23 protein-coding genes and 1 pseudogene are annotated in these 26,771 nt (G+C 63.9%); 13 read left to right on the forward strand and 11 right to left on the reverse strand.

Features of this window, described 5'->3' with window-relative positions:
- Positions 1-13: 13 nt before the first annotated feature.
- The 3 genes from AC0L2P_RS10365 to AC0L2P_RS10375 are packed head-to-tail and all read left to right on the forward strand — an operon-like array spanning position 14 to position 6,104.
- On the forward strand, positions 14-2,467 hold the full coding sequence (locus tag AC0L2P_RS10365; protein ID WP_473501125.1) for a GcvT family protein: 2,454 nt from the start codon (positions 14-16) through the stop codon (positions 2,465-2,467).
- Complete coding sequence (locus AC0L2P_RS10370; RefSeq protein ID WP_473501126.1) at positions 2,467-3,648, forward strand: pyridoxal phosphate-dependent aminotransferase; 1,182 nt, start codon at positions 2,467-2,469, stop codon at positions 3,646-3,648. The genes AC0L2P_RS10365 and AC0L2P_RS10370 overlap by 1 nt, the downstream gene beginning before the upstream one ends.
- On the forward strand, positions 3,645-6,104 hold the full coding sequence (locus AC0L2P_RS10375) for a GcvT family protein (RefSeq protein ID WP_473501127.1): 2,460 nt from the start codon (positions 3,645-3,647) through the stop codon (positions 6,102-6,104). Before AC0L2P_RS10370 ends, AC0L2P_RS10375 begins: the two co-directional genes overlap by 4 nt.
- A 6-nt stretch (positions 6,105-6,110) precedes the next feature.
- Here AC0L2P_RS10375 and AC0L2P_RS10380 read toward each other — a convergent pair whose 3' ends face one another.
- The 6 genes from AC0L2P_RS10380 to AC0L2P_RS10405 are packed head-to-tail and all read right to left on the reverse strand — an operon-like array spanning position 6,111 to position 12,081.
- Positions 6,111-6,692 carry an NAD(P)H-dependent oxidoreductase gene (locus tag AC0L2P_RS10380; protein ID WP_473501128.1) on the reverse strand — a complete coding sequence of 194 codons (582 nt, stop codon included), beginning with the start codon at positions 6,690-6,692 and terminating at the stop codon, positions 6,111-6,113.
- A complete protein-coding gene (locus AC0L2P_RS10385) occupies positions 6,689-8,089 on the reverse strand; it encodes an FAD-binding oxidoreductase (RefSeq protein ID WP_473501129.1) in 1,401 nt (466 codons plus the stop codon). Before AC0L2P_RS10385 ends, AC0L2P_RS10380 begins: the two co-directional genes overlap by 4 nt.
- Positions 8,086-9,381, reverse strand: a complete 1,296-nt coding sequence (locus AC0L2P_RS10390; RefSeq protein ID WP_473501185.1) for a cytosine deaminase — start codon at positions 9,379-9,381, stop codon at positions 8,086-8,088. The genes AC0L2P_RS10385 and AC0L2P_RS10390 overlap by 4 nt, the downstream gene beginning before the upstream one ends.
- A gap of 17 nt (positions 9,382-9,398) precedes the next feature.
- Positions 9,399-10,244 (reverse strand): ABC transporter permease, encoded by an 846-nt coding sequence (locus tag AC0L2P_RS10395; RefSeq protein ID WP_473501130.1) that lies wholly within the window; start codon positions 10,242-10,244, stop codon positions 9,399-9,401.
- Positions 10,231-11,073, reverse strand: coding sequence for an ABC transporter ATP-binding protein (locus tag AC0L2P_RS10400; protein WP_473501131.1), 843 nt, complete (start codon positions 11,071-11,073; stop codon positions 10,231-10,233). The genes AC0L2P_RS10395 and AC0L2P_RS10400 overlap by 14 nt, the downstream gene beginning before the upstream one ends.
- A 3-nt stretch (positions 11,074-11,076) precedes the next feature.
- A complete protein-coding gene (locus AC0L2P_RS10405; protein WP_473501186.1) occupies positions 11,077-12,081 on the reverse strand; it encodes an ABC transporter substrate-binding protein in 1,005 nt (334 codons plus the stop codon).
- Between the two features lie 275 nt (positions 12,082-12,356).
- On the opposite strand from AC0L2P_RS10405, the gene AC0L2P_RS10410 reads away from it, so the two are divergent.
- Entirely contained in the window at positions 12,357-12,740 is a 384-nt protein-coding gene (locus AC0L2P_RS10410; RefSeq protein ID WP_473501132.1) for a RidA family protein, read from the forward strand.
- A 107-nt stretch (positions 12,741-12,847) separates the two neighbouring features.
- Positions 12,848-13,651: a creatininase family protein gene (locus tag AC0L2P_RS10415; protein ID WP_473501133.1), complete on the forward strand. Its 804-nt coding sequence runs from the start codon at positions 12,848-12,850 to the stop codon at positions 13,649-13,651.
- Positions 13,652-13,729: 78 nt separating this feature from the next.
- Here the strand turns inward: AC0L2P_RS10415 and AC0L2P_RS10420 are convergent, their stop codons facing one another.
- Both AC0L2P_RS10420 and cobD read right to left on the reverse strand, forming a co-directional pair.
- Positions 13,730-14,239 carry a tyrosine phosphatase family protein gene (locus AC0L2P_RS10420; RefSeq protein WP_473501134.1) on the reverse strand — a complete coding sequence of 170 codons (510 nt, stop codon included), beginning with the start codon at positions 14,237-14,239 and terminating at the stop codon, positions 13,730-13,732.
- On the reverse strand, positions 14,236-15,291 hold the full coding sequence (gene cobD / locus AC0L2P_RS10425; RefSeq protein ID WP_473501135.1) for a threonine-phosphate decarboxylase CobD: 1,056 nt from the start codon (positions 15,289-15,291) through the stop codon (positions 14,236-14,238). Before cobD ends, AC0L2P_RS10420 begins: the two co-directional genes overlap by 4 nt.
- On the opposite strand from cobD, the gene cbiB reads away from it, so the two are divergent.
- From cbiB to AC0L2P_RS10445, 4 genes are all read left to right on the forward strand, one after another.
- On the forward strand, positions 15,290-16,261 hold the full coding sequence (gene cbiB / locus AC0L2P_RS10430; protein ID WP_473501136.1) for an adenosylcobinamide-phosphate synthase CbiB: 972 nt from the start codon (positions 15,290-15,292) through the stop codon (positions 16,259-16,261). The genes cobD and cbiB overlap by 2 nt on opposite strands.
- Positions 16,262-16,605: 344 nt before the next feature.
- Complete coding sequence (fumC, locus tag AC0L2P_RS10435) at positions 16,606-18,003, forward strand: class II fumarate hydratase (protein WP_473501137.1); 1,398 nt, start codon at positions 16,606-16,608, stop codon at positions 18,001-18,003.
- Positions 18,004-18,131: 128 nt separating this feature from the next.
- A complete protein-coding gene (locus AC0L2P_RS10440; RefSeq protein WP_473501138.1) occupies positions 18,132-18,566 on the forward strand; it encodes a DoxX family protein in 435 nt (144 codons plus the stop codon).
- Between the two features lie 120 nt (positions 18,567-18,686).
- A complete protein-coding gene (locus AC0L2P_RS10445) occupies positions 18,687-19,112 on the forward strand; it encodes a DoxX family protein (protein ID WP_473501139.1) in 426 nt (141 codons plus the stop codon).
- 104 nt (positions 19,113-19,216) lie between these two features.
- Here the strand turns inward: AC0L2P_RS10445 and ppx are convergent, their stop codons facing one another.
- Both ppx and AC0L2P_RS10455 read right to left on the reverse strand, forming a co-directional pair.
- Complete coding sequence (ppx, locus tag AC0L2P_RS10450; RefSeq protein WP_473501140.1) at positions 19,217-20,749, reverse strand: exopolyphosphatase; 1,533 nt, start codon at positions 20,747-20,749, stop codon at positions 19,217-19,219.
- Positions 20,749-22,950 (reverse strand): RNA degradosome polyphosphate kinase, encoded by a 2,202-nt coding sequence (locus AC0L2P_RS10455; protein ID WP_473501141.1) that lies wholly within the window; start codon positions 22,948-22,950, stop codon positions 20,749-20,751. The genes ppx and AC0L2P_RS10455 overlap by 1 nt, the downstream gene beginning before the upstream one ends.
- Before the next feature lie 149 nt (positions 22,951-23,099).
- On the opposite strand from AC0L2P_RS10455, the gene AC0L2P_RS10460 reads away from it, so the two are divergent.
- Positions 23,100-23,345: a zinc-finger domain-containing protein gene (locus tag AC0L2P_RS10460; RefSeq protein WP_473501142.1), complete on the forward strand. Its 246-nt coding sequence runs from the start codon at positions 23,100-23,102 to the stop codon at positions 23,343-23,345.
- 19 nt (positions 23,346-23,364) lie between these two features.
- Positions 23,365-24,600, forward strand: coding sequence for an FAD-dependent monooxygenase (locus AC0L2P_RS10465; protein WP_473501143.1), 1,236 nt, complete (start codon positions 23,365-23,367; stop codon positions 24,598-24,600).
- Positions 24,601-24,690: 90 nt separating this feature from the next.
- Here AC0L2P_RS10465 and AC0L2P_RS10470 read toward each other — a convergent pair whose 3' ends face one another.
- Positions 24,691-25,362 carry a TIGR02117 family protein gene (locus AC0L2P_RS10470; RefSeq protein ID WP_473501144.1) on the reverse strand — a complete coding sequence of 224 codons (672 nt, stop codon included), beginning with the start codon at positions 25,360-25,362 and terminating at the stop codon, positions 24,691-24,693.
- Positions 25,363-25,466: 104 nt separating this feature from the next.
- Between AC0L2P_RS10470 and AC0L2P_RS10475 the strand changes: the two genes are divergently transcribed.
- Positions 25,467-25,730, forward strand: coding sequence for a metal-sensing transcriptional repressor (locus AC0L2P_RS10475; protein WP_473501145.1), 264 nt, complete (start codon positions 25,467-25,469; stop codon positions 25,728-25,730).
- A pseudogene (locus AC0L2P_RS10480) lies at positions 25,727-26,758 on the forward strand (cation diffusion facilitator family transporter); the annotation flags it as partial. The gene AC0L2P_RS10475 and the pseudogene AC0L2P_RS10480, both read left to right, overlap by 4 nt.
- Positions 26,759-26,771 lie beyond the last annotated feature (13 nt).

The following is a 26,771-nucleotide window of genomic DNA, read 5'->3' on the forward strand; positions in this document are numbered from 1 at the left end:
TCTGGAGAAGAACATGGCAGGTTTCCCGACCACGGCACGCGTGGTGATCATCGGAGGCGGTGCCGTCGGCGCCTCCTCGCTCTACCATCTCGCCAAGGCGGGCTGGACCGACTGTGTGCTTCTGGAGAAGAACGAGCTGACTTCCGGCTCGACCTGGCATGCCGCCGGCAACGTGCCGACGTTCTCCTCGTCATGGTCGCTGATGAATATGCAGCGTTATTCGACCGAGCTCTATCGCCGGCTGCCCGACGAGGTCGGCTATCCCATGAACTACCACGTCACCGGCTCGCTTAGGCTGGCCCATACGACCGAGCGTATGCAGGAATTCCAGCGCGCCAAGGGCATGGGCCGCTACCAGGGCATGGATATCGACGTAGTCGGGCTCGACGAGATCAAGCGCCGTTATCCCTTCATCGAGACGCATGAGCTGAAAGGCGCCCTCTACGATCCGAGCGACGGCGATATCGACCCGGCGCAATTGACCCAGGCACTGGCCAAGGGCGCCCGTGACATGGGCGCGAAGATCATCCGCTTCTGTCCGGTCACCGGCGTGCGCCGCGAGAATGACGAGTGGGTGGTCGAGACGCCGCAGGGCGAAATCCGCTGCGAGATCGTCGTCAACGCCGCCGGCTACCGCGCCGCCGAGGTCGGCAGGATGTTCGGCCGCGAGGTGCCGATGATGGTGATGAGCCATCAATACATCTTGTTTGAGGAAATCCCCGAACTGGCGGCGTGGTCGAAGGAACAAGGCAAGAAGCTGCCGCTGCTGCGCGACGTCGATACGTCCTATTATCTGCGCCAGGAAAAGAACGGCATGAACCTCGGCCCCTATGAGCGCAATTGCCGCGCCCACTGGGTCGGCCACAACGACCAGATGCCGGACGACTTTTCGTTCCAGCTGTTTCCCGACGACCTCGACCGGCTGGAACATTACCTGGCCGATGCTGTCGCCCGCGTGCCGATCCTCGGCACCGCCGGCCTGTCCAAGGTCATCAACGGGCCGATCCCCTATGCGCCGGACGGCAACCCGCTGATCGGCCCGATGCCCGGCGTGCCCAACGCCTTCGAGGCCTGCGTCTTCACCTTCGGCATCGCCCAGGGCGGCGGTGCCGGCAAGGTGCTGGCCGAATGGGTGACGCAAGGCCAGACCGAATGGGACATGTGGTCCTGCGACCCGCGCCGTTTCACCGCCTTTGCCTCGGCCCCGGATTATTGCGTCGCCAAGGGCATGGAAATCTACGGCAATGAATATGCCATCCAGTTCCCGCGCCATGCCTGGCCGGCTGGGCGCGACCGCAAGCTGTCGCCGATCCACGACCGCCTTAAGGCGCTCGGCGCCCGGTTCGACGCCTATAATGGCTGGGAACGCGCCACCTGGTATGCGCAGCCCGGCGACGACATCTCCGAACAATCCACGCTGACCTTCCGCCGCGACGGGCCGTGGCAGCATCGTGTGCGGGAGGAATGCCTCGCCGTGCGCGATGCCGCCGGCATTCTGGACCTGCCGGGGTTCTCCCGCTTCAATCTCGACGGTCCGGGTGCCGCCGAATGGCTGAGCCTGCAGGTGACAGGCCTGGTGCCGAAACCCGGCCGTATCGGCCTCGTCTATTTTGCCGACGACAAGGGCCGCATCGTCACCGAAATGTCGGTGGTCCGCCACGGCGAAGAGTTGATGACGCTGATCACCGCCGCGGTGGCTCAGTGGCATGATTTCGAATGGCTGAAGTCGCGCATGCCGAAGGACGCCACATTCAAGCTGGTCGACAGGACGGAGGAATACTCCACACAGATCCTCGCCGGCCCCAACTCGCGAAAAATCCTCGCCGAACTCTGCACAGCCGACCTCACGCTGCCCTGGCTGACGCATCAGGAGACCAGTATCGCTGGCCGCTGGGCAAAGCTGGTGCGTGTCTCCTTCGCCGGCGAGCTCGGCTGGGAAATCCACAGCAAGGTCGGCGATACCGCAGCCATCTTCGACGCCGTCTGGGCAGCCGGGCAGAGGCATGGCCTGAAGCCGTTCGGCATGTACGCGCTGGATTCGCTGCGGCTCGAAAAAGGCTACCGCACCTGGAAGGGCGACCTGTCGAGCGACTATTCGATCCTGCAGGGCGGGTTGGAGCGCTTCGTCAGATGGGACAAGCCCGACTTCCGCGGCAAGGCGGCGCTGCAGAACGAAAAGCAGCAGGGCATCAAGAAGCGCTTCGTCACACTGGTCCTCGAAAACCCCGGCGATTGCGACGCGCCCTACATGTCGACGCTTTGGCATGACGGCCGGATCGTCGGCGAGACGACATCCGGCAGCTGGGGTCATCGCATCGACAAGTCGATCGCGCTCGGCATGCTGCGCGCCGACCTCGCCGAGCCGGGAACCGCGGTCGAGGTCGAGATCTTCGGCGAACGTTTTCGGGCGGTCGTGCAGAAGGATGAGCCGTTATGGGATCCGAAGAACGAGAGGCTCAGAGCATAATGCCCAGACCATCATCGCGCATTTCCAGCATCGTGCCTTCGGGCAAGGATGGCTGGGAGGTTCATTCCGCTGCCTGGGCGCGCAAGCAGGCCGGCGAGGACATTATCATGCTGTCCGTCGGCGACCATGATTTCGATACGCCGAGCGAGACGATCGAAGCCTGCGTGACGGCGGTTCGCGCCAGCAATCACCACTACACGCCGCTTGCCGGCGTTCCGCGCCTGCGCAAGGCTATGGCGGCGGCCTCGACGCTGTGCACCGGCGTTGTGACCAATCCCGACCAGGTCATCGCCACGCCGGGCGGGCAGGCAGCGCTTTACGCAGCCATTCAAGCGGTTCTCGACCAGGGCGACCATGCGATCGTCGTCGCGCCCTATTACGCCACCTATCCCAACACCTTCAGTGCGGCGGGCGCCGCGTTCAGCGTCGTCGAGACGCCCGCCGAGGATGGTTTTCAGCCGCGCGCCGCCGACATCCGCGCCGCCCTTCGGCCGAACACCCGCGCCATCCTGATCAACACGCCCAACAACCCGACCGGTGCCGTCTATTCGCGCGAGCGCCTGGAAGAGCTGGCGCAAATCTGCCGCGAACATGACCTCTGGCTGCTGTCGGACGAGGTCTACTGGACGCTCGGCGGCGGCGAGCACATTTCACCGCGCTCGCTGCCCGGCATGGCGGAACGTACGCTGGTCATCAATTCCATGTCGAAGAGCCACGGTATGACCGGCTGGCGCATGGGCTGGCTGACCGGGCCGGAACCTATGGTCGCGCTGCTGACCGATCTCAATCTGGTGATGACCTACGGGCTGCCGGCCTTCATCAGCCTCGCCTGCGCTGAGGCGCTCGAAAACGGCTACGGCGTCAAGGAGATCGCCGAGCGCTATGCCGCAAGGCGCGCCGTCGTTCTCGATGCCATGCGCGGTATAAACAACGTCACCGTGCGCGGCTCCGAAGGCGGCATGTATGTCATGCTCGACATTTCGGCGATCGAGCCGGACGACGAAAAATTCGCCTGGGCCTTCCTCCACCAGGAAAAGGTCGGCGTCATGCCCGGCTCGAGCTTCGGCGAGGCTGCAGCCGGCCACATCCGCTTCAGCCTCTGCCAGCCTGAGCCGGTACTGATGGAGGCTGCCACGCGCCTGCGCCGCTTTGCCTCGAGCTATCGCCGCGAGGCCGCATGAACGCCTTGCCCCTGAAAGCCGTCCCCACCAAAGCTAGGGCGGTCATCATCGGTGGCGGCGTCTCCGGCTGCTCGGTCGCCTATCATCTGGCCAAGCTCGGCTGGACCGATGTCGTGCTGCTCGAGCGCAAGCAGCTGACGTCGGGCACGACATGGCACGCCGCCGGCCTGATCGGCCAGCTGCGCGGCTCGCAGAACATGACCCGGCTGGCGAAATACTCGGCCGACCTCTACGTCAAGCTCGAGGCCGAGACCGATGTTGGCACCGGCATGCGCCAGGTTGGCTCGATCACGGTGGCGCTGACCGAGGAGCGCAAGCACGAGATCTATCGGCAGGCGTCTCTCGCCCGCGCCTTCGATGTCGATGTGCGCGAGATTTCGCCTGGTGAAGTCAAGCAGATGTACTCGCATCTCAATGTTTCCGACGTGGTCGGCGCCGTGCATCTGCCGCTCGACGGCCAGTGCGACCCGGCCAACATCGCCATGGCGCTGGCCAAGGGCGCGCGCCAACGCGGTGCGACGATCGTCGAGAATGTGAAGGTCACCAAGGTCCACACCAAGGCCGGCCACGTCACCGGCGTCTCCTGGGCGCAAGGCGACGAGCAAGGCCTGATCGAGGCCGATATCGTCGTCAACTGCGCCGGCATGTGGGCACGCGAACTTGGCGCCCAGAACGGCGTCACCATCCCGTTGCACGCCTGCGAACATTTCTATCTTGTCACCGAGCCGATCCCCGGGCTTTCCCGCCTGCCGGTGCTGCGCGTCCCGGACGAGTGCGCCTACTACAAGGAAGATGCCGGCAAGATGATGCTCGGCGCCTTCGAGCCGGTGGCCAAGCCTTGGGGCATGAACGGCATAAGCGAGGAGTTCTGCTTCGACCAGTTGCCCCAGGACATGGACCATTTCGAGCCGATCCTCGAAATGGGCGTCAACCGCATGCCGATGCTGGCGACGGCAGGCATCCACACTTTCTTCAACGGCCCCGAGAGCTTTACCCCCGACGATCGCTATTATCTCGGCGAGGCGCCGGAGCTTTCCGGCTACTGGATGGCAACCGGCTACAATTCGATCGGCATCGTCTCCTCCGGCGGCGCCGGCATGGCGCTGGCGCAATGGATCAATGACGGCGAAGCGCCCTTCGATCTCTGGGAGGTCGACATCCGCCGCGCCCAGCCCTTCCAGAAGAACCGCCGCTATCTCAAGGAGCGCGTTTCCGAAACGCTCGGCCTGCTCTATGCCGATCATTTTCCTTACCGGCAGATGGTAACGTCGCGAAACGTCCGCCGTTCGCCGCTGCACGAGCATCTGAAGGCGCGCGGCGCCGTCTTTGGCGAGGTCGCCGGCTGGGAGCGCGCCAACTGGTTCGCTAGGCCCGGCCAGAAGCGCGAATACCGCTATTCCTGGAAGCGGCAGAACTGGTTCGACAACCAGCGCGACGAACATCTGGCGGTCAGGAAAGGCGTTGGCCTATTCGACATGACCTCGTTCGGCAAGATCCGCGTCGAAGGCCGCGACGCCTGCGCCTTCCTGCAAAGGCTCTGCGCCAATGACATGGACGTTACGCCGGGCAAGATCGTCTACACCCAGATGCTCAACCAGCGCGGCGGCATCGAGAGCGATCTCACCGTGTCGCGGCTGTCCGAAACCGCCTTCTTCCTCGTCGTGCCCGGCGCAACGCTGCAGCGCGATCTGGCCTGGCTGAGAAGACACCTTGCCGACGAGTTCGTCGTCATCACCGATGTGACCGCGGCCGAAGCCGTGCTTTGCCTGATGGGTCCGGATTCGAGAAAGCTGATCCAAAAGGTCAGCCCGAATGATTTCTCCAATGACAACAATCCGTTCGGAACGTTTCAGGAGATCGAGATAGGCATGGGCCTGGCCCGCGCCCACCGCGTTACCTATGTCGGCGAACTCGGCTGGGAGCTTTATGTCTCGACCGACCAGGCCGTCCATGTCTTCGAGGCGATCGCGGAGGCAGGCACGGATGTCGGGCTAAAACTATGCGGCCTGCACACGCTGGATTCCTGCCGTATCGAAAAGGCTTTCAGGCATTTCGGCCACGACATCACCGACGAAGACAATGTGCTGGAGGCTGGCCTCGGCTTCGCCGTGAAGACGGCCAAGGGCGACTTTCTCGGCCGCGATGCCGTGCTGAGGAAGAAAGAAAGCGGATTGAACCGGCGGCTGGTGCAGTTCCGCATGAAAGACACGCAACCCTTGCTCTTCCACAATGAGGCGATCCTGCGCGACGGCAAGATCGTCGGCCCGATCACCTCGGGCAATTACGGCCATCATCTCGGCGGCGCCATCGGGCTTGGTTACGTGCCTTGCAAGGGCGAGAGCGAGGCGGATGTGCTGTCGTCAAACTACGAGATCGAGATCGCCGGCGAGCGCTTTGCGGCGGAAGCGTCGCTCAAGCCGATGTACGATCCAAAGGCCGAGCGAGTACGGATATAGCCTTCATCAGAACGCGTCCATCCTGGCCGCGACCTTCGCCACGAACCTCGTCCGCGTCTCGTCGGTCGACAGGTTCATCGAGTAAAGCGCGAGGTAGGAAACCGACCCGCCGGGCTTGATGGTCGCACGCAGCACCCGCTTGACCAGCTTGCGCGGCGGATCGCCCATCAGCATGGCTCGGAACCGGCTGCCGCCATAGGTCGTGACCGCGACCACCTTGCGGATGTTGTTCAGCGACGGCTGCACCTTGCCGTCGACCAGCTTGAACGACACACCGGGCAGGAAGACGCGATCGAAAAAGCCTTTCAAAATGGCCGGATAGCCGAAGTTCCACACCGGAAACGACAGCACCAGCGCCTCGGCTCGCAGCAAGCGCTCGACGTAAGCCGACGCTGGATCGCCGTCACTGCGCACTTTGTGATAGAACAGCCGTTCGGCCCGCGTCAGCCTGGGATCGAAACCCTCGGCATAGAGATCGCAATCGTCGACCGCATGGCCGGCCGCCTTCAGGCGCTCGACGATGGTCCGGTGCAGGCCGGCATTGAAGCTGGTCTCGACCGGATGAGCGTAGAGAACGAGGATGTTCAACCCGCCTTCTCCAGCCCCTTGAACAGGAACGACTTGCCCGAGCGGTAGTCATAGTCCGGGTTTTCCCAGGCGATCATCTTGCCGGGGTTGAGCAGCCCTTGCGGGTCGGTCTCGCGTTTGAAGGCAAGCTGCACCTCATCCGTCCGTTTCATGCCGCCTTCTTCCAGCGTGTAGCGGTGCGGGTTGAAAATCCAGCAGCCATTATCCTCGTGGATGCGGATGATCTCGTTCAGCCGCTCTGCCGTGGTGAAGCGCACCAGCGGCAGCCCGGCGATGCCGATCGCGCCGTCGAAGCGGATGAATTCAAGATGCGCCGGCACCTCGTCGCCGAAGCGGTCGACCATCGCCTTGACGTGACCGAGGTGGTCCGGCGACGGGTAGCGGGTCTGCAGATAGGTGATCGTCGGATCGACCCGGATGGCACGCAGCGTGGTGTGGTTCCAGGTCAGCTCATAGGCCGGCGGCAGCCCCTTGAGATCGGCCTCCTTGTCGGCGCGGAAGACGATCTCGCCCTTGCTGCGCGCCGAGAAGGCAAGGAAGGCATCCATCGCATGCGGCGCGATCATCAGGACGACGATGCTTTGGCCGCGCCGGAAAAACCGCTGGTGACGTTTGAAATAATCGTAGGGGATGGGTGCGGCGATCGGCGTGATGAGTTTCGCCAATATGCCGTCCTGGATGGCCAGGTCGTTGCCGAAGCCGGCCGCATCCATGAAATCATCGAAGCCGACGATGACGTCGATCCAGTCATAGCTCGCGGTCAGCGGCATCTCGACTTCGGTGATGATGCCATTGGTGCCGTAGGCGTGCATCACCTTCAGCACGTCCTCGCCGGTGAGCTCCATGACACGCGGCTCAGCCTCCATCGTCACGGTCCTCAGTCGGATGACGTTGCCGAGGTCGCGCAAGCCGCCCCAGCGGATCGAGCCGATACCGCCAGAGCCGCCTGCGACGAAACCGCCGATCGATGCGGTGTTGTAGGTCGACGGCGACATACGGAGCTCCTGGCCGGAATGCGCCCGCGTCGCTCTGTCGATGTCGGCGAGCACGGCGCCGGGGCCGGTGACGACACGGCCCGGCGCGATCGTCTTGATCGCGTTCATCTCAGCGAGATTGAGCACGACGCCGCCCGACAGCGGCATCGCCTGCCCGTAATTGCCGGTGCCACTGCCGCGCGGCGTCACCGGCACGCCATGCCGGTGGCAGGCGGCGAGAATGCGGACGACCTCGTCTTCGGTTTTCGGCGTCACGATCAGGTCACCGGTGACGTGCTCGAGCTGCTGCTTCAACACCGGGCTGTACCAGTAGAAGTCGCGGCTCTTTTGCTGGACGATCGCCGGATGGTCGTCGATCTTCAAGCCGTCCAGGTCACGCTTGAGCGCCGCAATATCCATCATTCCACCATCAGATCATCGAGTTCGGCATAATCGGGCAGCTGGCGCTCGATCGCCTGGCCGTCGCGCACCACGATGCGATCCGATTCGGGCCGCGACAACAATTCCGTCCAGCTCCGCCCCCTGAAGACGACGAAATCGGCCGCCTCTCCCGCGGCAAGCGTGCCGAAACCGTCGAGCCGCATCACCTTGGCCGGCGTCGCGGTCACAGCTTGCGGCCAGTCGGCGACGGGATGGTCGAGATGCAGGATGCGCGTCGCCATGCGATAGACCTCCAGCATGTCGAGATCGCCATAGGCGTAGAACGGGTCGCGGGTATTGTCGGAGGCGACGGCGACGGCAATGCCGCGCGCCTTCATCTCGTGCAGCAGGGTCACCCCACGCCAGCGCGGCGTGGTGTTGTCGCCGCGCCGGTCCTGCAAATAGAGATTGCACATCGGCAGCGACACCACCGCCAAGCCGGCCTTGGCGACCTTGTCCAGCGTGTCGAGCACGTCGAGATCGGGCTGGCGCGCCAGCGAGCAGCAATGGCCGACCAGGGTGTTCCCGTCAAAACCGTTCCAAAGGGCGGCTTCGGCGATTTTCTTCAGCGAGATCGCCGCGACATCGTCGGTCTCGTCGGCATGGAAATCGAGGTCGAGGCCGTGCTCGATCGCCTGCGCAAAGACCTGGTCAAGCAGTTCTTCGAGATCCGGCACCATATAGGTGACGACGCCGAGCACGCCCTTGGCGGCAGCCACCCGCTTGGCCAGCCTCTCGAACCAGTTCTTGTCGCGCACGCCCTCGATGCCGAGCAGGCAAGCGCCCTGCAGTTCGATGCGACCGCGCCATTTCTCCCGCATCGTCTCGAACACCGGCCAGGAGATCTCTTCCTGCGGCGCAACGCTGTCGAGATGCGTGCGCAGCGCCTTGGTGCCGTGCGCATAGGCCGAGCGCAGTGAAAAATCCATGCGGCGGGCAACGTCGTCGGCGCTCCAGCGCGCCGCGCGGTCGGCGCCGGTCGCATTCAGGGCGGCCATGAAGGTCCCGTCCGGGTTGGGCTTTCGAGGCCAGATATGGCCCTTGTCGATATGGGTGTGGCAGTCGACGAAGCAGGGCAGCACGATCCGGCCGCCGAGATTGGTGGCATCTGCATTGGATCGGCGGTGCGGGACGATGCTGGAGATTTTTCCTTCTACGACGACGATATCGGCGAGTGCAAAACCGTTGGTGTCAAAGGCTCCAGCAAAGCCCGGCGTCAGTGAGGCATGGAGCCGGACGTTGGCAAGATTGTAGGAACCAGAGGCTGGTATCAAGGCGGCGCTGTCCTCCATCACCGCTCCTGCCTCAGCGCGCTCTCGTGCCAGCGCCGCAAAATGAGATGCGAAATCAGCGACAGCACCAGGAAGATCAGGATGCCCGTGAGCGAGATCAGGATCAGGGCCGCGAACAGTCTTGGCGCGTTGAGCCGGTAGCCAGCCTCGATGATGCGCGAGGCAAGGCCGGACGACTGGCCGGTGGCGCCGGCGACGAACTCGGCCACCACCGCGCCGATCAGCGACAGGCCGCCGGCGATCTTCAGCCCGCCGAGGAAATAAGGCATCGCCGCCGGCAGCCGCAGATAGCGCAATTGCTGCCAGCGGGTCGCGCCGTTGAGCTTGAACAAATCGCGCAGATTGCGGTCGACGGAATTGAGCCCGAGCGTGGTGTTGGACAGGATCGGAAAAAAGGCGACGATCCAGGCGCAAAGCAAAAGCTTCGTCGTCTGGTTGTCGACATAGATGTTGATCAGTGGAAAGATCGCGACGATCGGCGTCACCTGCAGTACGATGGCGAAGGGAAAGAACGACATCTCCACCCATTTCGATTGAGCGAACAGCACCGCCAGCCCGACCCCGCCGACCACGGCTAAGAGAAGGCTGAAGAAGGTGATCCTGAGTGTCACCAGCAGCGAGGAGAACAGCAGGCCGGCATCGTCGTGCAGCGTCTGCAGCACCACGCCGGGGCGCGGCAGGATATATTTCGGGATGTCGTTCCAGACGCAAATGCGGTCCCACAGCCAGATCGCCAGGATCATGATCGCCAGCGGCAGCAGCCATTTGCCGATGCGCTCGAACCGCTCCTGGCGAACGCGACGCGCCTCCTCCGGGTCGAGCGCCAGGTCTTCAATGGCCGTCATGATGCGGTCCGCCGGTTGAGTTGATAGCGCCGATCAGCACGTCGGATGCCTGGCGGCAGAGCGCGGCATAGTCGGGCGAGGTGCGAAACGCCTCGTCGCGCGGATAGGGTGCATCGACGCCAAGCTCGGCAAACACCCGACCCGGCCGCGCTGCCATGACGACGATCCGGTTGGAGAGGAATACGCTTTCGAAGACGCTGTGGGTGACGAAAACGACGGTGAAACGCTCATCCTGCCACAGCTCCAGAAGATCGTTGTTGAGCTTGAAGCGGGTGATCTCGTCGAGTGCCGCGAACGGCTCGTCCATCAGCAGAATCCGCGGCTTGGTCACCATGGCGCGGGCGATCGAGACGCGCATCTTCATGCCGCCCGACAGTTCGCGCGGCACCGCGTTCTCGAAACCGGTCAGGTGAACCCGCGCCAGCATCTCCATCACCGCCGGCGCCGCCTTGGCCCGCGACACGCCCTTCAGCCGCAGCGGCAGCCAGACATTGTCGAAGACGTCGGCCCAGGGCAGCAGCGTCGGCTCCTGGAAAACGAAGCCGATATTCGAACGGTCGCCGCCATTCGAACGATCGGGGGCGCCGCTGCCGCGCCAGTCGAGCACGCCCGAGGTCGGCGTCGACAGGCCGGCAATCAACCGCAGCGCCGTCGACTTGCCGCAGCCCGACGGTCCGAGCAGGCTGACGAAATCGCCCTCCCGGATCGTCAGTTCGACATTGCTGAGCGCGGTGACGCCGTTGGAAAAAACCTTGCCGACGCCGCGCAGCGCCAACAGCCTCGGCCCCGGTACACTTCCTGGCTGCTGCGCCACTTTCTCCAGCTTCACGGCCTACTTCTTCAGGTCGAGCCCGACGCTCTTGTTGACGAAGGCCAGCGTGTAGGCCTTCTTGATGTCGATGCCCGCCGGCGTGACCTTGGCCTTGACCATCTTGTCGTAAAAACTCTGGATGCGCGCATCGGTCATGGCGCCGATGCCGAGCTTTTCGCTGTCGCCGGAATCGACCACGCCGAACTTCTTCAGCTGCTCGATCGAGAAGGCGATCTGCTCATCCGTCATATCCGGATTTTCCTTCTTGATCATCTCGTTGGCGGCCTTGTTGTCGCCGTAGAGGTAGTTGTACCAGCCCTTGGCCGAGCCATCGACGAAGCACTGGACCACCTCGGGCCGCTTGTCGATCGTCTCCTGCATGGTCTCGACCGTCGTTGCATATGTGTCCCAGCCAAAGTCGGCCAGCAGGAACTGGTTCGGCGTGAAACCGCCCTGCTTCTGCACGGCGAATGGCTCGGAAGTGACGTAACCCTGCTGGATCGACTTCTTGTTGGCGATGAACGGCGCCGGGTTGAAGGTGTAGGGCACGCGTTTTGCGGCATCGAAGCCGAGGTCGGTGACCATCCACTGGAAGAAGGTCTGCGCACCTTCGTCGCCGAGGATGTACTGGTCGGCGTTCTTCAGGTCTTCCCATTTGTCCAGCCCCTGGCCGGGATGCGACATGATGACCTGCGGATCCTTCTGGAAGTCGGCGGCCACGACGCGCATCGGTATGCCTTGCTGCACGGCATCGAAGGCCGACAGCAAATTGCCGCCCATGTAGAAATCGATCTTGCCGGCCAGTAGCAGCGGCCGGCCGCTGACCTGTGGGCCGCCCTGCATGATCGTCACGTCGATGCCGCAGGCCGTATAGGTGCCGTCCACCACCGCCTGGTAGTAGCCGCCATGCTCCGGCTCGGCCAGCCAGTTGGTGCCGAAGGTGACTTTTTCGTTCGCTGCCGCGGCAAGCGTACCTGCGCCAAGCAGCACGATCACGCCCGCCGAAATCTTGAGCCTTCCGTACACCACACCACCCTTTGTTCGCTCCGGCGCGTCACGCGCCGGGCTCGACACCATTGTTTCAAGAAGCAAGACACATGCCACCGGCGCGTTGCGCCGGGACCGCCCGCTTGTGCAGTGCCCGCCTGTGCAATGGCGGCGCGAAGGCCGGACGGGTCATGCTGTACGAAAGGCATCGTGCCTATTTTTTGGTCGCCTGTCCACAATCGCCCTCGTGACATGCACCGCCACCTTGATGCGCGCCTCGATCCGGCTTTACGCTGCGGAGAACGGAGATTGCCATGTTCAAATTTCTCACGCCGAAGTCCATCAAGCCCCCCTTCGCCCGCTACAGCCATGGCGTCGAGCTACCGCCCGGCAAGCGGCTGGTTCTGTGTTCCGGCCAGGTCGCGATCACAGCGCACGACCAGATCCCGGAAGAGGCCGGCGCCCAGGCCGAGCTCTGTTTCCACAACATATCGGCGATTCTCGGCGAGGCCGGACTCGGCCTTTCCGACATCGTCCGCATCAACGCCTACGTCACCGACCGCGCCTTCCTGCGCCCCTACATGGAGGTTCGCGACCGGCTGTTCGCCAGCCCTGCGCCCGCCTCGACGCTGATGATCGTGTCCGGTTTTGCCCGGCCGGAATTCAAGGTCGAGATCGAGGTCATCGCGGCGGGTTGAGCAGCTAACCGGAGGGTACGAATCGACAGGCCGATGATCTCAAGTTACACGACAAAGATTGGCGCTGCCCCTCATCAAGCGCGGATCCAGTCTCTTCGAGGTTCAAAATGGCCGCAACACAAAAACGCGTATGGTGGGGTGACTACCGGACCACCGAATATGCGACCGTCGATCCTGAGGCAACCATTGCCGTTCTGCCGCTGGCGGCGATCGAACAGCACGGGCCACATCTGCCGGTTTCGACCGACACCTCCATCATGAACGGCATGCTGGAAACGGTGATCGCCCGCCTCCCCGGCGATCTCGACATCCGCATCCTGCCGGTGCAGGCGGTGGGCAAGTCGAACGAGCATTTGCATGCGCCCGGCACCCTCACTTTGCCCGCGACGACCTTGGTCGAGGCGTGGACCGAACTCGGCTTGTCGGTGGCGCGGGCCGGCGTCCGAAAACTGATTGTCGTCAACTCGCATGGCGGCAATGAGGAGATCATGGGCATCGTCACCCGCGAATTGCGCGTGCGGGCAAAGATGCTGGCGGTAAAGACCAGCTGGCAGCGTTTTGGCCGGCCGGCCGGCATGTACACCGACCTCGAAGACCGCCACGGCATCCATGGCGGCGACGTCGAGACCTCGCTGATGCTGCATTTCCGGCCCAACCTCGTCGACATGGCCAAGGCCGACAATTTCGTGTCCAAGGTCGCGCGCGCCGAAAAGGAATTTTCGCTGCTGCGCCACACCGGAACGCACGCCTTCGCCTGGATCGCTAGCGACCTCAACCCGAATGGTGTGGTCGGCGACGCCAGTATAGCCACCGCCGAAAAAGGCCGGCTCACCGCCGAACATCAGGCCGACGGCTTCATCAGCCTGCTGAGGGACCTGCGCAAGGCCAAGCTGGCGGATTGGCTGGCGTAAGAGGCTATCCGCCAGCGCCGCGACATCGGCAATATTCTCCGGCGATCGCCACACCATCAGGGCCTATAAGACCGGGAATCACCCCTCTATCCTGAGCGCAAACGGCGTGCCCTCAAACGCTTCGGCGCCGCGCCCGATCTTCTCGACGGCGCGGCTCATGCGGCCGTTGCGCTTGAGCAGTGCGTCGGCGATGGCGATCAGCCGCGGATTGGGCGTTGCCGTAGGCGACAGCCTGCGCAAAGTCTCGGCCAGTTCGGCCTCGTCACGCTGCGGCGCCAGCGCTGCCGCGATGATGTAGGCCGAGGCGGTCGAACGGCTGATGCCGGCATAGCAGTGCACCACCAGCGGCCGCGAGCGGTCCCATTGGCGGGCGAAATCGAGCAGGTTCACGACATGGGCCTCGCCCGGCATCGTCATGCCCTCCTGCGCTACCGCAATGTCGTGCATGACCAGATGCAGATGGTTTTCCCTGGTGATCGAGGCCGGTCGCACCACCTCCGTTCCGGCGGCAAGCAGCGAAAGCAGCCGCCCGGCCCCTGTCTTCGTTACCGTTTCCTCGACCTTGGACAGCGAGCAGACGTGGATCATTGAGTTTCTCCCTTGGCATCATCGTCGCGCCGCGAGGCCCGGCCGGCAAGTGCGGATTCGAGCCGCCGCCATTCTTCGTCGGCCCCCGGCAGGCCGGCGCGCAGCACATCCGGACGATCGGCGAAATGCCGAAGCAGGATGCCGCGCTGGCCGAGCACCGAAAACAGGCCGGCGGCGCCCGCCAGCCTGATATAGCGGAACAGCGCGGTGCCACCGGCGACAGGCACGCCAAAGCGGGAAAACAGCGTATCGAGCCGCGCGGAATCCTCGGCCAGACGGCGCCGCATCCCGGCCTGCCAGCCGGTGTCGGCAAGCGCCCTTATGCCATATTCGAGCGCCGGCCCGGCAACCGCCCATGGCCCCAATTGCGCCAGCAGCCGCTCGACCGTCAGCGCGTCGGCCAGTGCAAAGCCAAGCCGCAGGCCAGCCAGGCCGAAGAACTTGCCGAACGAGCGCAGCACGACAATGCCGCCCTGGTCGACGTCGCCGGCCAGGCTTTCGCTGCGCGGGCCGACATCCATGAAGGCCTCGTCGACGACCAGCAGCCCGCCTCTGGCGCGCAATTTTGCGGCAAGTCGAAGCAATCTTTCGCGCTCGACGACGCGCCCGTCCGGGTTGTTGGGATTGACGACGACGGCGAGGTCGACCGCCGCCAAGGCTTCGAAATCATCGACTTCAGCCGCCGCATGGCCGGCGATCGCCGCTGCCCGCAAATGCTCGGCATAAGTCGGCCCGAGCACCAGCGCCTTGCCCGGGCTGACCAGCGAAGCGACGCGCGGCAACAGGATCTGCGTGCCGGGCGCCGCAGCGACATCCGCCGCCGACGGGGCGCCATAGGCGCTTGCCGCGACCGCGGCCAATTCACGGGCACGCGCGGCTTCCGGCAATCGCGACAGGACGGTGGCGGGCAAATCGAAAAGCGGATAGGAGTGCGGATTGATCCCGGTCGAGAGATCGACGAAAGGCAGTGGCGCGTGAGGGAAAAGCGCCCTCGCCCGGCCAAGGCTTCCGCCGTGATCCACTGCCGCCGTCACTCCATCAAGAGACTTCATGTCGATCCTGATCACCTTTCTGTCGCTGGCCATCGAACTTGTACTCGGCTACCCGGCCCCGCTCTTCGATGCCATTGGCCACCCCGTCACCTGGTTCGGCAGGCTGATATCCTTTCTCGACCGCAGGCTCAACCGCGCCACTGATTCCGACGCCGACCGTCGCCGCTGGGGCGTCGTCGCGCTGCTGGTGATCGTCCTGGTGCCGGCCGCCGTCGCCCTCTGGCTCGAAACCTTGCTTTGGAGCATTCCCCTCGGCTTGTTGATCACCGCAATTCTGGCGACGTCGCTGCTGTCGCAGAAGAGCCTGGCCGAGCATGTCGAAGCGGTGGCCGACGCACTCGACAGCGGCGGACTGGACATGGGCCGCATTGCCGTCTCCAGGATCGTCGGCCGCGACCCGGAAAAGCTCGACAGGGCCGCTGTCTGCCGCGCCGCAATCGAAAGCCTGGCCGAGAATTTCTCCGACGGCGTCGTCGCGCCGGCGTTCTGGATCGGTATTGGCGGGCTCGCCGGCGGCGTCGCCTACAAGGCCGCCAACACCGCCGATTCGATGATCGGCCACCGCACCCCGCGCCACGAAGCCTTCGGCTGGGCGGCGGCGCGCTTCGACGACTGGATCAACCTGCCGGCGTCGCGGCTGACGGCGCTGCTGATCGTACTCGCCGCTTTCCTGGTCAAGGAAGCCGACGCCAAGGCCGCCTGGCATGCCGTGCGGCGCGATGCGAAAAAACACCGCTCGCCGAACGCCGGCTGGCCGGAAGCAGCGATGGCCGGCGCGCTCGGCCTGGCGCTCGCCGGCCCCCGTTCCTATGACGGCGTCATGGTCGAAGACGCGGCGATGGGCGAAGGCGGCCGTCGCGACGACGTCGAGAGCACCGACATCCGGCGGGCGCTGAAACTCTACCGGGTCGCCGACTTGCTGCTGATCGGGCTGTGCGGGGTGGTCACAGTGGTTGTTATCTTGGCGTGACCTGCGCTCGAGATCGAGCGGAAACAAAAAACCCGCCAAGCGGCGGGTCGTTGGAGCCAATTAGCACCATACCCAAATTAGTAGCATAGCTGCCGGCACAAAGCAAGAACAAAATAGGGCTACGCCTCAAATAATCGCTTCAGCTCGGCGCTGCCTCATTGCAGGCCCTTAACGTTCGAAGTTGGCGAAAGCCGAAGCGGCATCCAATCTCCCCTCGTGGGTCCCTTGCGGGGGAGATCGGCCGTCCCTTCAACCGATTTGCATCCCCATCGGCCGCAATCTCCGCTTGAAGGCGTTTGTGCAACGCGATACGCCGTTTGCAAATTGCAACCCGGAGAGACCTCGTGAGCGTGCCAGAGACCAGAACCGAAACCGATACGTTCGGTCCCATCGAGGTCGCTGCCGACCGTTACTGGGGGGCGCAGGCGCAGCGTTCGCTGGCCAATTTCAAAATCGGCTGGGAGAAACAGCCGGCGTCGATCGTGCGGGCGCTGGGCATCGTCAAGCGGGCCGCCGCCGAAGCCAATATGGAGCTGAAGCGGCTCGATCCGGCGATCGGCAAGGTTATTATCGAGGCCTCCCAGGAGGTCATCGACGGCAAGCTCAACGAGCACTTCCCGCTGGTCGTCTGGCAGACCGGCTCGGGCACCCAGTCTAATATGAACGCCAATGAGGTGATCTCCAACCGGGCGATCGAGCTTCTGGGCGGCGTCATGGGGTCGAAGAAGCCGGTGCATCCCAACGACCATGTCAATATGAGCCAGTCGTCGAACGACACCTATCCGACGGCAATGCACATCGCCTGCGCCGAGCGCATCATCCACGATCTGCTGCCGGCGCTGGGACATTTGCATGCGGCACTCGAGGCCAAGACGAGCGCTTTCGCCCACATTGTCAAGATCGGCCGCACCCATACGCAGGACGCCACGCCGCTGACGCTGGGCCAGGAATTCTCGGGCTACGCGGCGCAGGTCGCCTCGTCGATCAAGCGCATCGAAATGACCCTGCCCGGCCTGCAGGAACTGGCGCAGGGCGGCACCGCGGTCGGCACCGGGCTCAACGCGCCGGTCGGTTTTGCCGAAAAGGTGGCGGCGCGCATCGCCGCGATCACCGGCATAGATTTCGTCACCGCGCCGAACAAGTTCGAGGCGCTGGCCGCGCATGATTCCATGGTCTTCTCGCACGGCGCCATCAATGCCTGCGCGGCGGCGCTGTTCAAGATCGCCAACGACATCCGCCTGCTCGGCTCCGGCCCGCGTTCGGGCCTCGGCGAATTGTCGCTGCCGGAAAACGAACCAGGCTCTTCGATCATGCCGGGCAAGGTCAATCCGACACAATGCGAGGCGATGACGCAGGTTTGCGTGCAGGTGTTCGGCAACAATGCGGCGATCAGCTTCGCCGGCAGTCAGGGCCATTTCGAGCTCAACGTCTACAATCCGCTGATGGCCTATTGTTTCTTGCAATCGGTACAGCTGCTGGCCGACGCTTCGGTGTCGTTCACCGACAATTGCGTCGTCGGCATCGAGGCCCGCGAAGACAACATCAAGGCAGCGCTCGACCGTTCGCTGATGCTGGTGACGGCGCTGGCGCCGACGATCGGCTACGACAACGCCGCCAAGATCGCCAAAGCGGCGCACAAGAACGGCACAACGCTGCGCGAGGAAGCGCTGGCCACCGGGCTGGTCAGCGAAGCCGATTATGAGCGGCTGGTGCGGCCGGAGGACATGACGCACCCAGGGTAAGTTGATCGCGAAAACGTTACCCCGGTGAACAATCCGTAACCAATTTGACGTCTTTGGTGAACAGTCGGCATGCGCTAACTGAACGGCTATCCCAAGCCGTTTGGCCAAACCCTTCTGGAGAGTTACGCATGTCCACCAACACGTCCACCAACACTTCGTTTGCCGGTTCCGGTACCGCCTCCGGCGCCTCGGGCACGATCCTGCTCGGCCGCATCCTGCTTTCCGCCATCTTCTTGCTTTCCGGCTTCGGCAAGCTGACGGCGATTGCCGGCACGGCCGGCTATTTCGGCAGCCTTGGCCTGCCGCTACCGATGGTGACCGCCATTGTCGTCGGCCTGATCGAACTGCTTGGCGGCCTCGCCATCCTCGTCGGCTTTCAGACCCGGATCGTCGGATGGGTGATGGCGATCTTCACCGTCGCCACCGCACTGGTCGCCCACACCGGCTGGGCCGATCAGATGCAGATGATCAATTTCATGAAGAACCTCGGCATCGCCGGCGGCTTCCTCGTGCTCGCCTCGTCGGGCCCAGGCGCCTATTCGATCGACGCCAAGCGCGGCTGAAGCAGATCCGGCATTTCCTGAACAAAGGGGCGCGGAATTTTCCGCGCCCCTTTTTCGTTGTCGGTTTATATCTGCTGGCTGGAACTCTGCTAGGATCGGCCGCCGACATCGGAGGAGACCATGCCTCGCAATGCGCTGCTCTTGCTGTCCCGGCTGCTGCTCGCCGCGCTGTTCGTGCCCTCCGGCTCCCATGCGCTTGCCGATATCGCCGGCACATCAGGCTATTTCGCCGGCCTCGGCCTGCCGCTGCCGACGCTGGTGGCTTGGGCGACAGGCCTGTTCGAGCTGATCGCGGGGCTGCTCATCCTCATCGGATTCAAGACTCCGATCGTGGCGCTGCTGCTTGCCGCCTTCTGCATCGCGACCGCCTTCATCGGCCACTATGGCCAAGGTGGCGACGACCCGATGCTGGCCTTCCTGCATTCACAGATGATGATGAAGGACATCGCCATATCAGGCGGTTTTCTGACGCTGGCAATGACTGGCGCAGGTGCATGGTCGATCGACGGACGGCTGACCAGGGCAATCGTTTCACGCAAAAGCTAGCGCTCGATTCATCCACCTGCAGAGGTCGGCGCCGCCCCTCATCTGCCTGCCGGCGGCAATGAGGGGCGGCGCAGACCTGAAGCGATTGCCTTGGCCGAGGCAGTCTACTTCACCGACATGCTAGGCCCGCCCTCGACCGCCAGTACCAGCCGGCGGTTGGTGACCCTTGCCAGTTGTGCCAGCCGGCCGGCCGGCCGCTCGCCATAGAGATCGGCCAGCGCTGCCGGCAGCACCAGCGCCAGCACGCCATTGCCGCGGTTTTCCCATTTCAGCCGCGGCATGACGCCGGGCATTGCCGCGCTCAGCAAATAGACGACGCGCAGCAGCGCGGCCAGCACGCGGGCCCGCTCGAGATAGCGCGGTGTCGCCAGCCCGCGGATTTCCGGAGCGGCTTCATTGAACACGCCCTCGTGGCGAAACAGGCTGACAAGCGCCAGAAAGGCGCGGCCGGGATGGTCGACGCCGATGAACGAGGCGTGGGCGATGATGTTGAGCGATTGCTTGCCGCGATATTCCGGATGGGCGCGCCAGCCAACATCGGCGAGCAGGCAGGCGGCGTGGCGGTAGCGCGCCTCATCCCTGGTTTCGTCGATTCCGAAGGCGGCGAACGCCTTGCCGGTCCATTCGACAAGCTCATGCGCGTGGTCGACCGAGCGCGAGCGCAGGCGGGCAAGCTCTTCCGCCGCCGAGATCAGGGGATCGGCTTTCTGCTCGGTCTTGTCGAGCAGCGAATAGAGAAAGCCCTCGCGCACGCCCAGCGCCGAAACGATGATCTTCGAGGGCTGCATCGCCGCCATGATCTCCTGCAGCACGATGGCGCCATAGGGCAGCAGCGAGCGGCGGTTCTTGGAGACGCCCTCGATGCCTTTGATCTTGTCGATCTCGGCTTTGGCGACCTGCCGGAGGAAGTTTGCGGCACTTTCGATGCCGATCTCGTAATGATGCATGACGCCGAGCGGGTAGTTGGTCATTTCCATGTGCAGCCTGGCGAGGTTTCGCCAGGTGCCGCCGACCGTGTAGAAGGCCCTGCCCTGGCCGCCCTTCAGCAATTTCGCCCGCGCCAGTTGCTCGCGCGCGATCTTTACCGCCTGGGTCAGCGAGTTCTTCGCCATGTCCTGCAGGCGCAAGCCGCCCAACGGCAGCGTGATGCCGTCACCGATCGTTTCACCGTCGATATCGATCAGTTCGAGGCTGCCGCCGCCAAGATCGCCGGCGATGCCGTTGGCCGGGTGGAAACCGGAGATGACGCCGAGCGCCGAATAATGGGCTTCCTCGCGGCCGCTCAGCACCTGGATCTCGGTCTTGAGCACATCCTCGGCGCGGTGGATGAAGTCGGGGCCGTTGACGGCCTCGCGAGCGGCGGCGGTCGCCAGCACATACATGCGCTCGGCGCCGGCCTGGTCGGAGAGCGCGCGGAAGCGGCGGAACTCGTCCATCGAACGCGTCACCGCCTCGGGATCGAGCTTTCCGGTCGAAACGATGCCGCGGCCGAGGCCCGCCAACATCTTTTCGTTGAACAGCAAGGTCGGCGAGCGCGCCAGCCCTTCATAGATGACAAGACGGATCGAGTTCGACCCGATATCGATGATGGACAGCGGTCGGCGGTCCTGAAGCCGGCCCTGGGACGCTGAAATCATCAGCCCGTCGCTGCGTTCTGTTTCTTGCGGCGCTTGAACTGCGCGATGCGCTTGGGCGCATGCGACTTCAACGCATCGCCCCGTCCGGACAGGCTCGGATTGGTCATGAAATATTCCTGCGCGTTGAACGGTTCTTCGCCCTCCTCCAGCACGACGCGCCGGGAGGTTCCGTCAGCCAATACGTCGAAACTTTGCTGGTTGTCCATGATGTTGCCGAGCATGATCTGGCCGAGCACTTGTTCGTGCACAGTTGGATTGGTGATCGGCACCATGGTCTCGACACGGCGGTCGAGATTGCGCGGCATCAAATCGGCCGAGGAGATGTAGACGATCGCACCGTCCGATGGCAGGCCGTGACCGTTGCCGAAGCAGTAGATGCGGCTGTGCTCGAGGAAGCGGCCGACGATCGACTTCACCCTGATGTTCTCCGAAAGGCCGGGCACTTGCGGTCTCAGGCAGCAGATGCCGCGCACGACGAGATCGATCTCGACGCCGGCGCGGCTGGCATCATAAAGCGCATCAATGATGATCGGATCGACCAGCGCATTCATCTTCATCCAGATGCGAGCCGGCCTGCCGTCCAGCGCGTGGCCGATCTCGCCCGAAATGTGCTTGAGGATGCGGTCGCGCAGCGTGAACGGCGATATGGCCAGCCGCATCTGCTCGGCCGGCTCGGCGTAGCCGGTGATGAAGTTGAACAATTGGGCGACATCGCGCGCGATGGTCGGGTCGGTGGTGAAGAAGGACAGGTCGGTGTAGATGCGCGCGGTGACCGGATGGTAGTTGCCGGTGCCGAGATGCACATAATTGCGCAGCCTGCCGTCCTCGCGCCGCACCACCAGCGACATTTTCGCGTGGGTCTTCAGTTCGAGGAAGCCGAAGACGACCTGGACGCCGGCGCGCTCGAGATCGCGGGCCCAGCGGATGTTGGCCTCCTCGTCGAAGCGGGCCTTGAGCTCGACCAGCGCCGTTACCGACTTGCCGGCCTCGGCGGCGTCGACCAGAGCGCGTACGATCGGGCTGTCGTTGGAGGTGCGGTAGAGCGTCTGCTTGATCGCCACCACTTCCGGATCGGCCATCGCCTGGCGCAGGAACTGCACCACGACGTCGAAGGATTCGTAAGGGTGGTGGACAATGATGTCCTTCTCGCGGATTGCGGCAAAGCAATCGCCGCCGTGCTCACGGATGCGCTCGGGGAAGCGCGGATTGTAGGGCGTGAACTTCAGATCGTCGCGGGCGACGGCGACGATCTCCGAGATCTGGCTAAGCGCCAGCGGGCCGGTAAGCACGCTGATGCGGCTGGCTGAGACGCCGAGCTCGCCGGCGACGAAATCGCGCAATTCGGCCGGCATCAGCCTGTCGAACTCAATGCGGATGACCGATCCGCGGCGTCGCCGCTTCAGCGCCGTCTCGAACAGACGCACCAGATCCTCGGATTCTTCCTCGACCTCGATATCGCTGTCGCGAATGATGCGGAATGTGCCGGAGCCCTTGACCTCGTAGCCGGGGAACAGCTTGCCGATGTAGAGACTGACCGCCTCTTCGAGCGGAATGAAGCGGACATGATGCTTGCGATCCGGCAAGCGGATGAAGCGCCTCAGCGCCACCGGCAGGCGCAAAAGTGCGCTCATTTCCTCGCCGTTCTTGCGGTGGCGCAATTGCAGCGCCATCGAGAAACCGAGATTGGGAATGAACGGGAACGGATGCGCCGGGTCGATCGACAGCGGCGTCAGTACCGGAAACACCTGCTCCTGGAAATGGTCCTCGAGCCAGGTCTTCTCGTCCTTGCTCAGCGCATCGCGCGTGATGCTCTCGATGCCTTCCTTGTTGAGCTGCAGCATCAGCGCCGAAAGGCTGTTCTGCTGGTCCTCCTGCAGGCGCTCGACCTCGCGCAGCAACTGTTCGAGCTGTTGCTCGGGGGTGCGCCCGTCCGGGCTCTTCAGCACGATGCCTTCGCGCACCTGGCCGGCAAGACCGGCGACGCGGACCATGAAGAACTCGTCCAGGTTGGCTGCCGATATCGACAGGAAGCGAACGCGCTCGAGCAGCGGATGGTTGGCGTTCAGCGACTCTTCGAGCACGCGCCGGTTGAATTGCAGCCAGGAAAACTCGCGGTTGACGAAGCGGTCGGGATTGCCGCCTTCGGGGCTCGCCGCCTCGACGGTGATAAATTCGCTTTGCACCGGCTTCAGTTCGTTCATGGTTCCTGCTCTTCCTACACCGGCCGTCGGCGCCAGCCTTAACCGGCTTAACTTATCCTCTGACAGGCTTTTGCGACAGTTTCATTTCATCGATCTTGCAAAGAGACGGGTTATGATCCAGATGCAATCGACAAGATCAGGAGACGACGATGGCAGGCGGTTCCATTCCCCATTTCCAGAACGATGCGGGCTATCCGGCAATCGACATCGGCGTCAAGGAATTCATGTGCACCGGCGCCAATCCGCCTTTCGACCACCCGCATGTATTTCTCGACATGGGTGACGACAATGAAAAGGTCTGCCCCTATTGCTCGACGCTCTATCGCTATTCGCCGAGGCTGAAGGGGTTGGAAACGCAGCCGCCGGGCTGCCTTTATATCGACAAGGCCGCCTGATTCTTCCGCGACAAGCCTGATGCGAGAAATGCAGTCCCGGCAGGTCGTCGTCGCCGGGGCGGGCATCGCCGGGCTAACCGCGGCACTGGCCTTCGCCGAGCGCGGCTTTCGGATAAAACTGTTCGAACAAGCTGAGCACCTCGAGGCTGCCGGCGCCGGTATCCAGCTTTCACCCAACGCAACGCGCATCCTGCGGCAGCTCGGCGTACTCGATCGGCTGCTGGCGACGGCGGTGCGGCCGGAGGCGGTCGTGCTCAAGGACGCCGCCACGCTGCGCGAGCTGGCTCGCGTGCCGCTTGGCCAGGCGGCCGAAACGCGCTGGGGGGCGTCCTATCTCGTTGCCCACCGCGCCGATCTGCAGTCAGCGCTGATAGAGCGGATAGCCGAGCGGCCCGAGGTCGAACTTGTCACCGGCGCCCGCGTCGGCAGCGTCGCCACCGGACCAAATGGCATCACCGCAACAATCGAGATTGCCGGCACGGCCATCGCGCCGGAAGCATCGTTGCTGGTCGGCGCGGATGGCGTCTGGTCGTCGATGCGAGAAAGGCTTGCCCGCAAGGCGACCGAATTCAGTAGGAGCCGGTTTTCGGGCGAGCTTGCCTGGCGCGCCACGGTGGCCGCCGACAGCCCCGCCGGACAAAGCTTTGCAGCGATCGGTGCGGCCGATTGCGTTACCGCCTTCCTCTATCCCGGCTTCCATATGGTCGCCTATCCGGTCAGCTGTGGCACTGCCTTCAATCTCGCCGCCTTCACCAAGGGCGAGCGCATTGCCGAAGGCTGGTCGGGGCATGCCGACCCAGCCATCCTGGCCAGCGCCATGCGCGGCACCGCGCCGGCGCTGAACCGTCTGGCGAGCGAGGCGGCGCCGTGGACGGCATGGCCGATCCACACCGTCGAGCAGCGGCGGTGGATGACGCCGGAAGGCATCGCGCTGATCGGCGATGCGGCGCACGCGATGACGCCGTTTGCCGCACAGGGAGCGGCGATGGCGATCGAGGACGCCGCGACGCTTGCCGGCTTCGTTGCCGCGTCGCCGGCCGATCTTGAGGGGGCGCTTGCCGCGTGGGAACAGGCGCGGCGGCCGCGCGTCGCCCAGGTCGCCCGCCGCGGCGCCGTCAATCGCCTCGCCTGGCATGCGGCCGGGCCCGTGGCGATGGCCCGCAACTTGTTCCTGGCGATGCGCTCGCCCGACAAGCTCGCCGCCGATCTCGACTGGCTCTATGGCTGGCGGGCATTGGATGGTGGCGCGCGATGAAAGCTCGATAGGCCGGCGGGACAGCACCCCCTCTGTCCGGCAGGACAGGGGGGCGCGAAGGATCTCGGCGTTGATCAGGCGGAACCCTCTTCAATTGTAAAGCCGCATTGACAGGCCGAGCGACGCCGGCAGTGGGTTCCACCAGCCGGTGCGCAGGCCGGCCGTGCGCAGTGCCGCCGCCGTCCAGGTGTTGCAGCCGATCAGCGCATTGAAATAACCATTGGCTTCGAAGAAACGATCGAAGCGGGAATAGGCCGCATTCTCGATCGGGATGGCCCCGTTCGGCCCCTGCCGGAAACTCGCCGCAACGAAATCGAGCAGCGCCGCAAAGCGTTTATCGCCGATGTCGAAGCCGGCGACGTCGGGATACGGCTCGGCAATGTCGCCGGAAACATCGACATGCATCACCGAGGCATCGACGGTCAGCGCCTTCATCACCGGCATCGGCTTCAGTTCCGACCAGGTCGGCGTCTCCAGATAGAAGGCGCGGCCGCCCCAGCCGAAGACGATGTAGCGGACCTCCGCCATGTCGGCAGGAATGCCGGCATCGACCAGGAAATGGAAGCGCCGGCGCACATCGTCGTCGACGGGGATGGCGATGTCGGTGTGGATCGGATTTTGCAGCACCAGGATGCGGTGGCTTGCGCCGATCGGGTCGGCAACGGCCGCCGGCCAGAGCGGGCGCGGCAGCAACGTGCCCAGCATCACCGCAAAGACTGCTGCAACGACCAGCAGGCCAAGAAAACGGGCAAGCTTCTTCATGGGAAAGGCATAGAACAAGCAATGCTCAAGGTGAAGCCTCCGCTGAGGTTGCACAGCTGACTTAGAGCTTGACGCGTATCCCCCCCGGGAGGATATGCTCAAGCATGTCAGATCACCTCCACGCCTCGCATCCTTCCATCATGAAGCGCCTGAAGCGCGCGCAAGGCCACCTTGCGGCGGTGCTGGCCATGATCGAGGCGCATCGCCCGTGCCTTGATCTGGCGCAGCAGCTTCACGCCGTCGAACGGGCCATCAGCAGCGCCAAGCGCGAGCTGATCAACGATCACATCGAGCACTGCCTGACGGACAGCGTGGAAACCGGCGGCAACTCGCTGGCGGAACTCAAGCAGCTGGCGAAGTATCTATGAACAAGGTTGTGGCCCGCATTCTGGACTGGTTTGGTTTCGGCTTGCGCGATCGCGCCTCACATGCCCACAGCAATGGCGATCACGGTCCGCACGGTCACACTCACGGCGTCATCGATGCGACGATTGCCACCACCGACCGGGGCATCTGGGCAATCAAATGGTCGTTCGTAATCCTGGCCATCACCGCGGCACTGCAGATGGTCGTGGTTGTGCTGTCGGGGAGTGTGGCATTGCTGGCCGACACGATCCATAACATCGGCGATGCGACCACGGCGATCCCGCTATGGATTGCGTTCGTGCTGGCGCGGCGCAAGCCGTCGCGGACCTTCACCTATGGCTTGGGCCGGGTCGAGGATCTGGCCGGCATCATCATCGTGCTCATCATCCTGTTCAGCGCTGTTGTCGCCGGCTACCAGGCCATCGACAGGCTAATCAATCCACAAGTGGTGACACACCTCGGCTGGCTGACGGCGGCGGGCATTGTCGGCTTCCTCGGCAACGAGGCGGTTGCCGTGTTCCGTATCCGCGTCGGCCGCGAAATCAACAGCGCGGCACTGATTGCCGACGGCTACCACGCCCGCACCGACGGGCTTACCAGCCTTGCCGTGGTCATCGGAGCCATCGGCGTCTGGCTTGGCTTTTCCTTGGCCGACCCGATCGTCGGCCTGCTGATCACGATTGCGATCTTCGGTATCGTCTGGCAATCGGCCCGCTCGGTGCTGACCCGCATGCTAGATGGAATCGAACCCGGTGTGATGGACGAAATCCGACATGCCGCCGAGCATGTTCCTGGCGCACGCATTGTCGATGCCAAGGCGCGCTGGATCGGTCATAGATTGCACGCCGACATCGCAATTGCCGCGGACGAAACACTGCCGCTGTCGGAAGCGACCAAGATCGCGGCTGCGCTGAAGGACGAACTGTCCCAGCATATGCCAGCTCTGGCTGAGGCCAATGTGCGGTTTTCAACCGAATATGGAGAGAACGACCATCCTCGCGGGCACGCGCATGACCACGGCCACATGCACTGACGCTCCTTTT

It is taken from the genome of Mesorhizobium sp. WSM4836, from assembly GCF_055811815.1.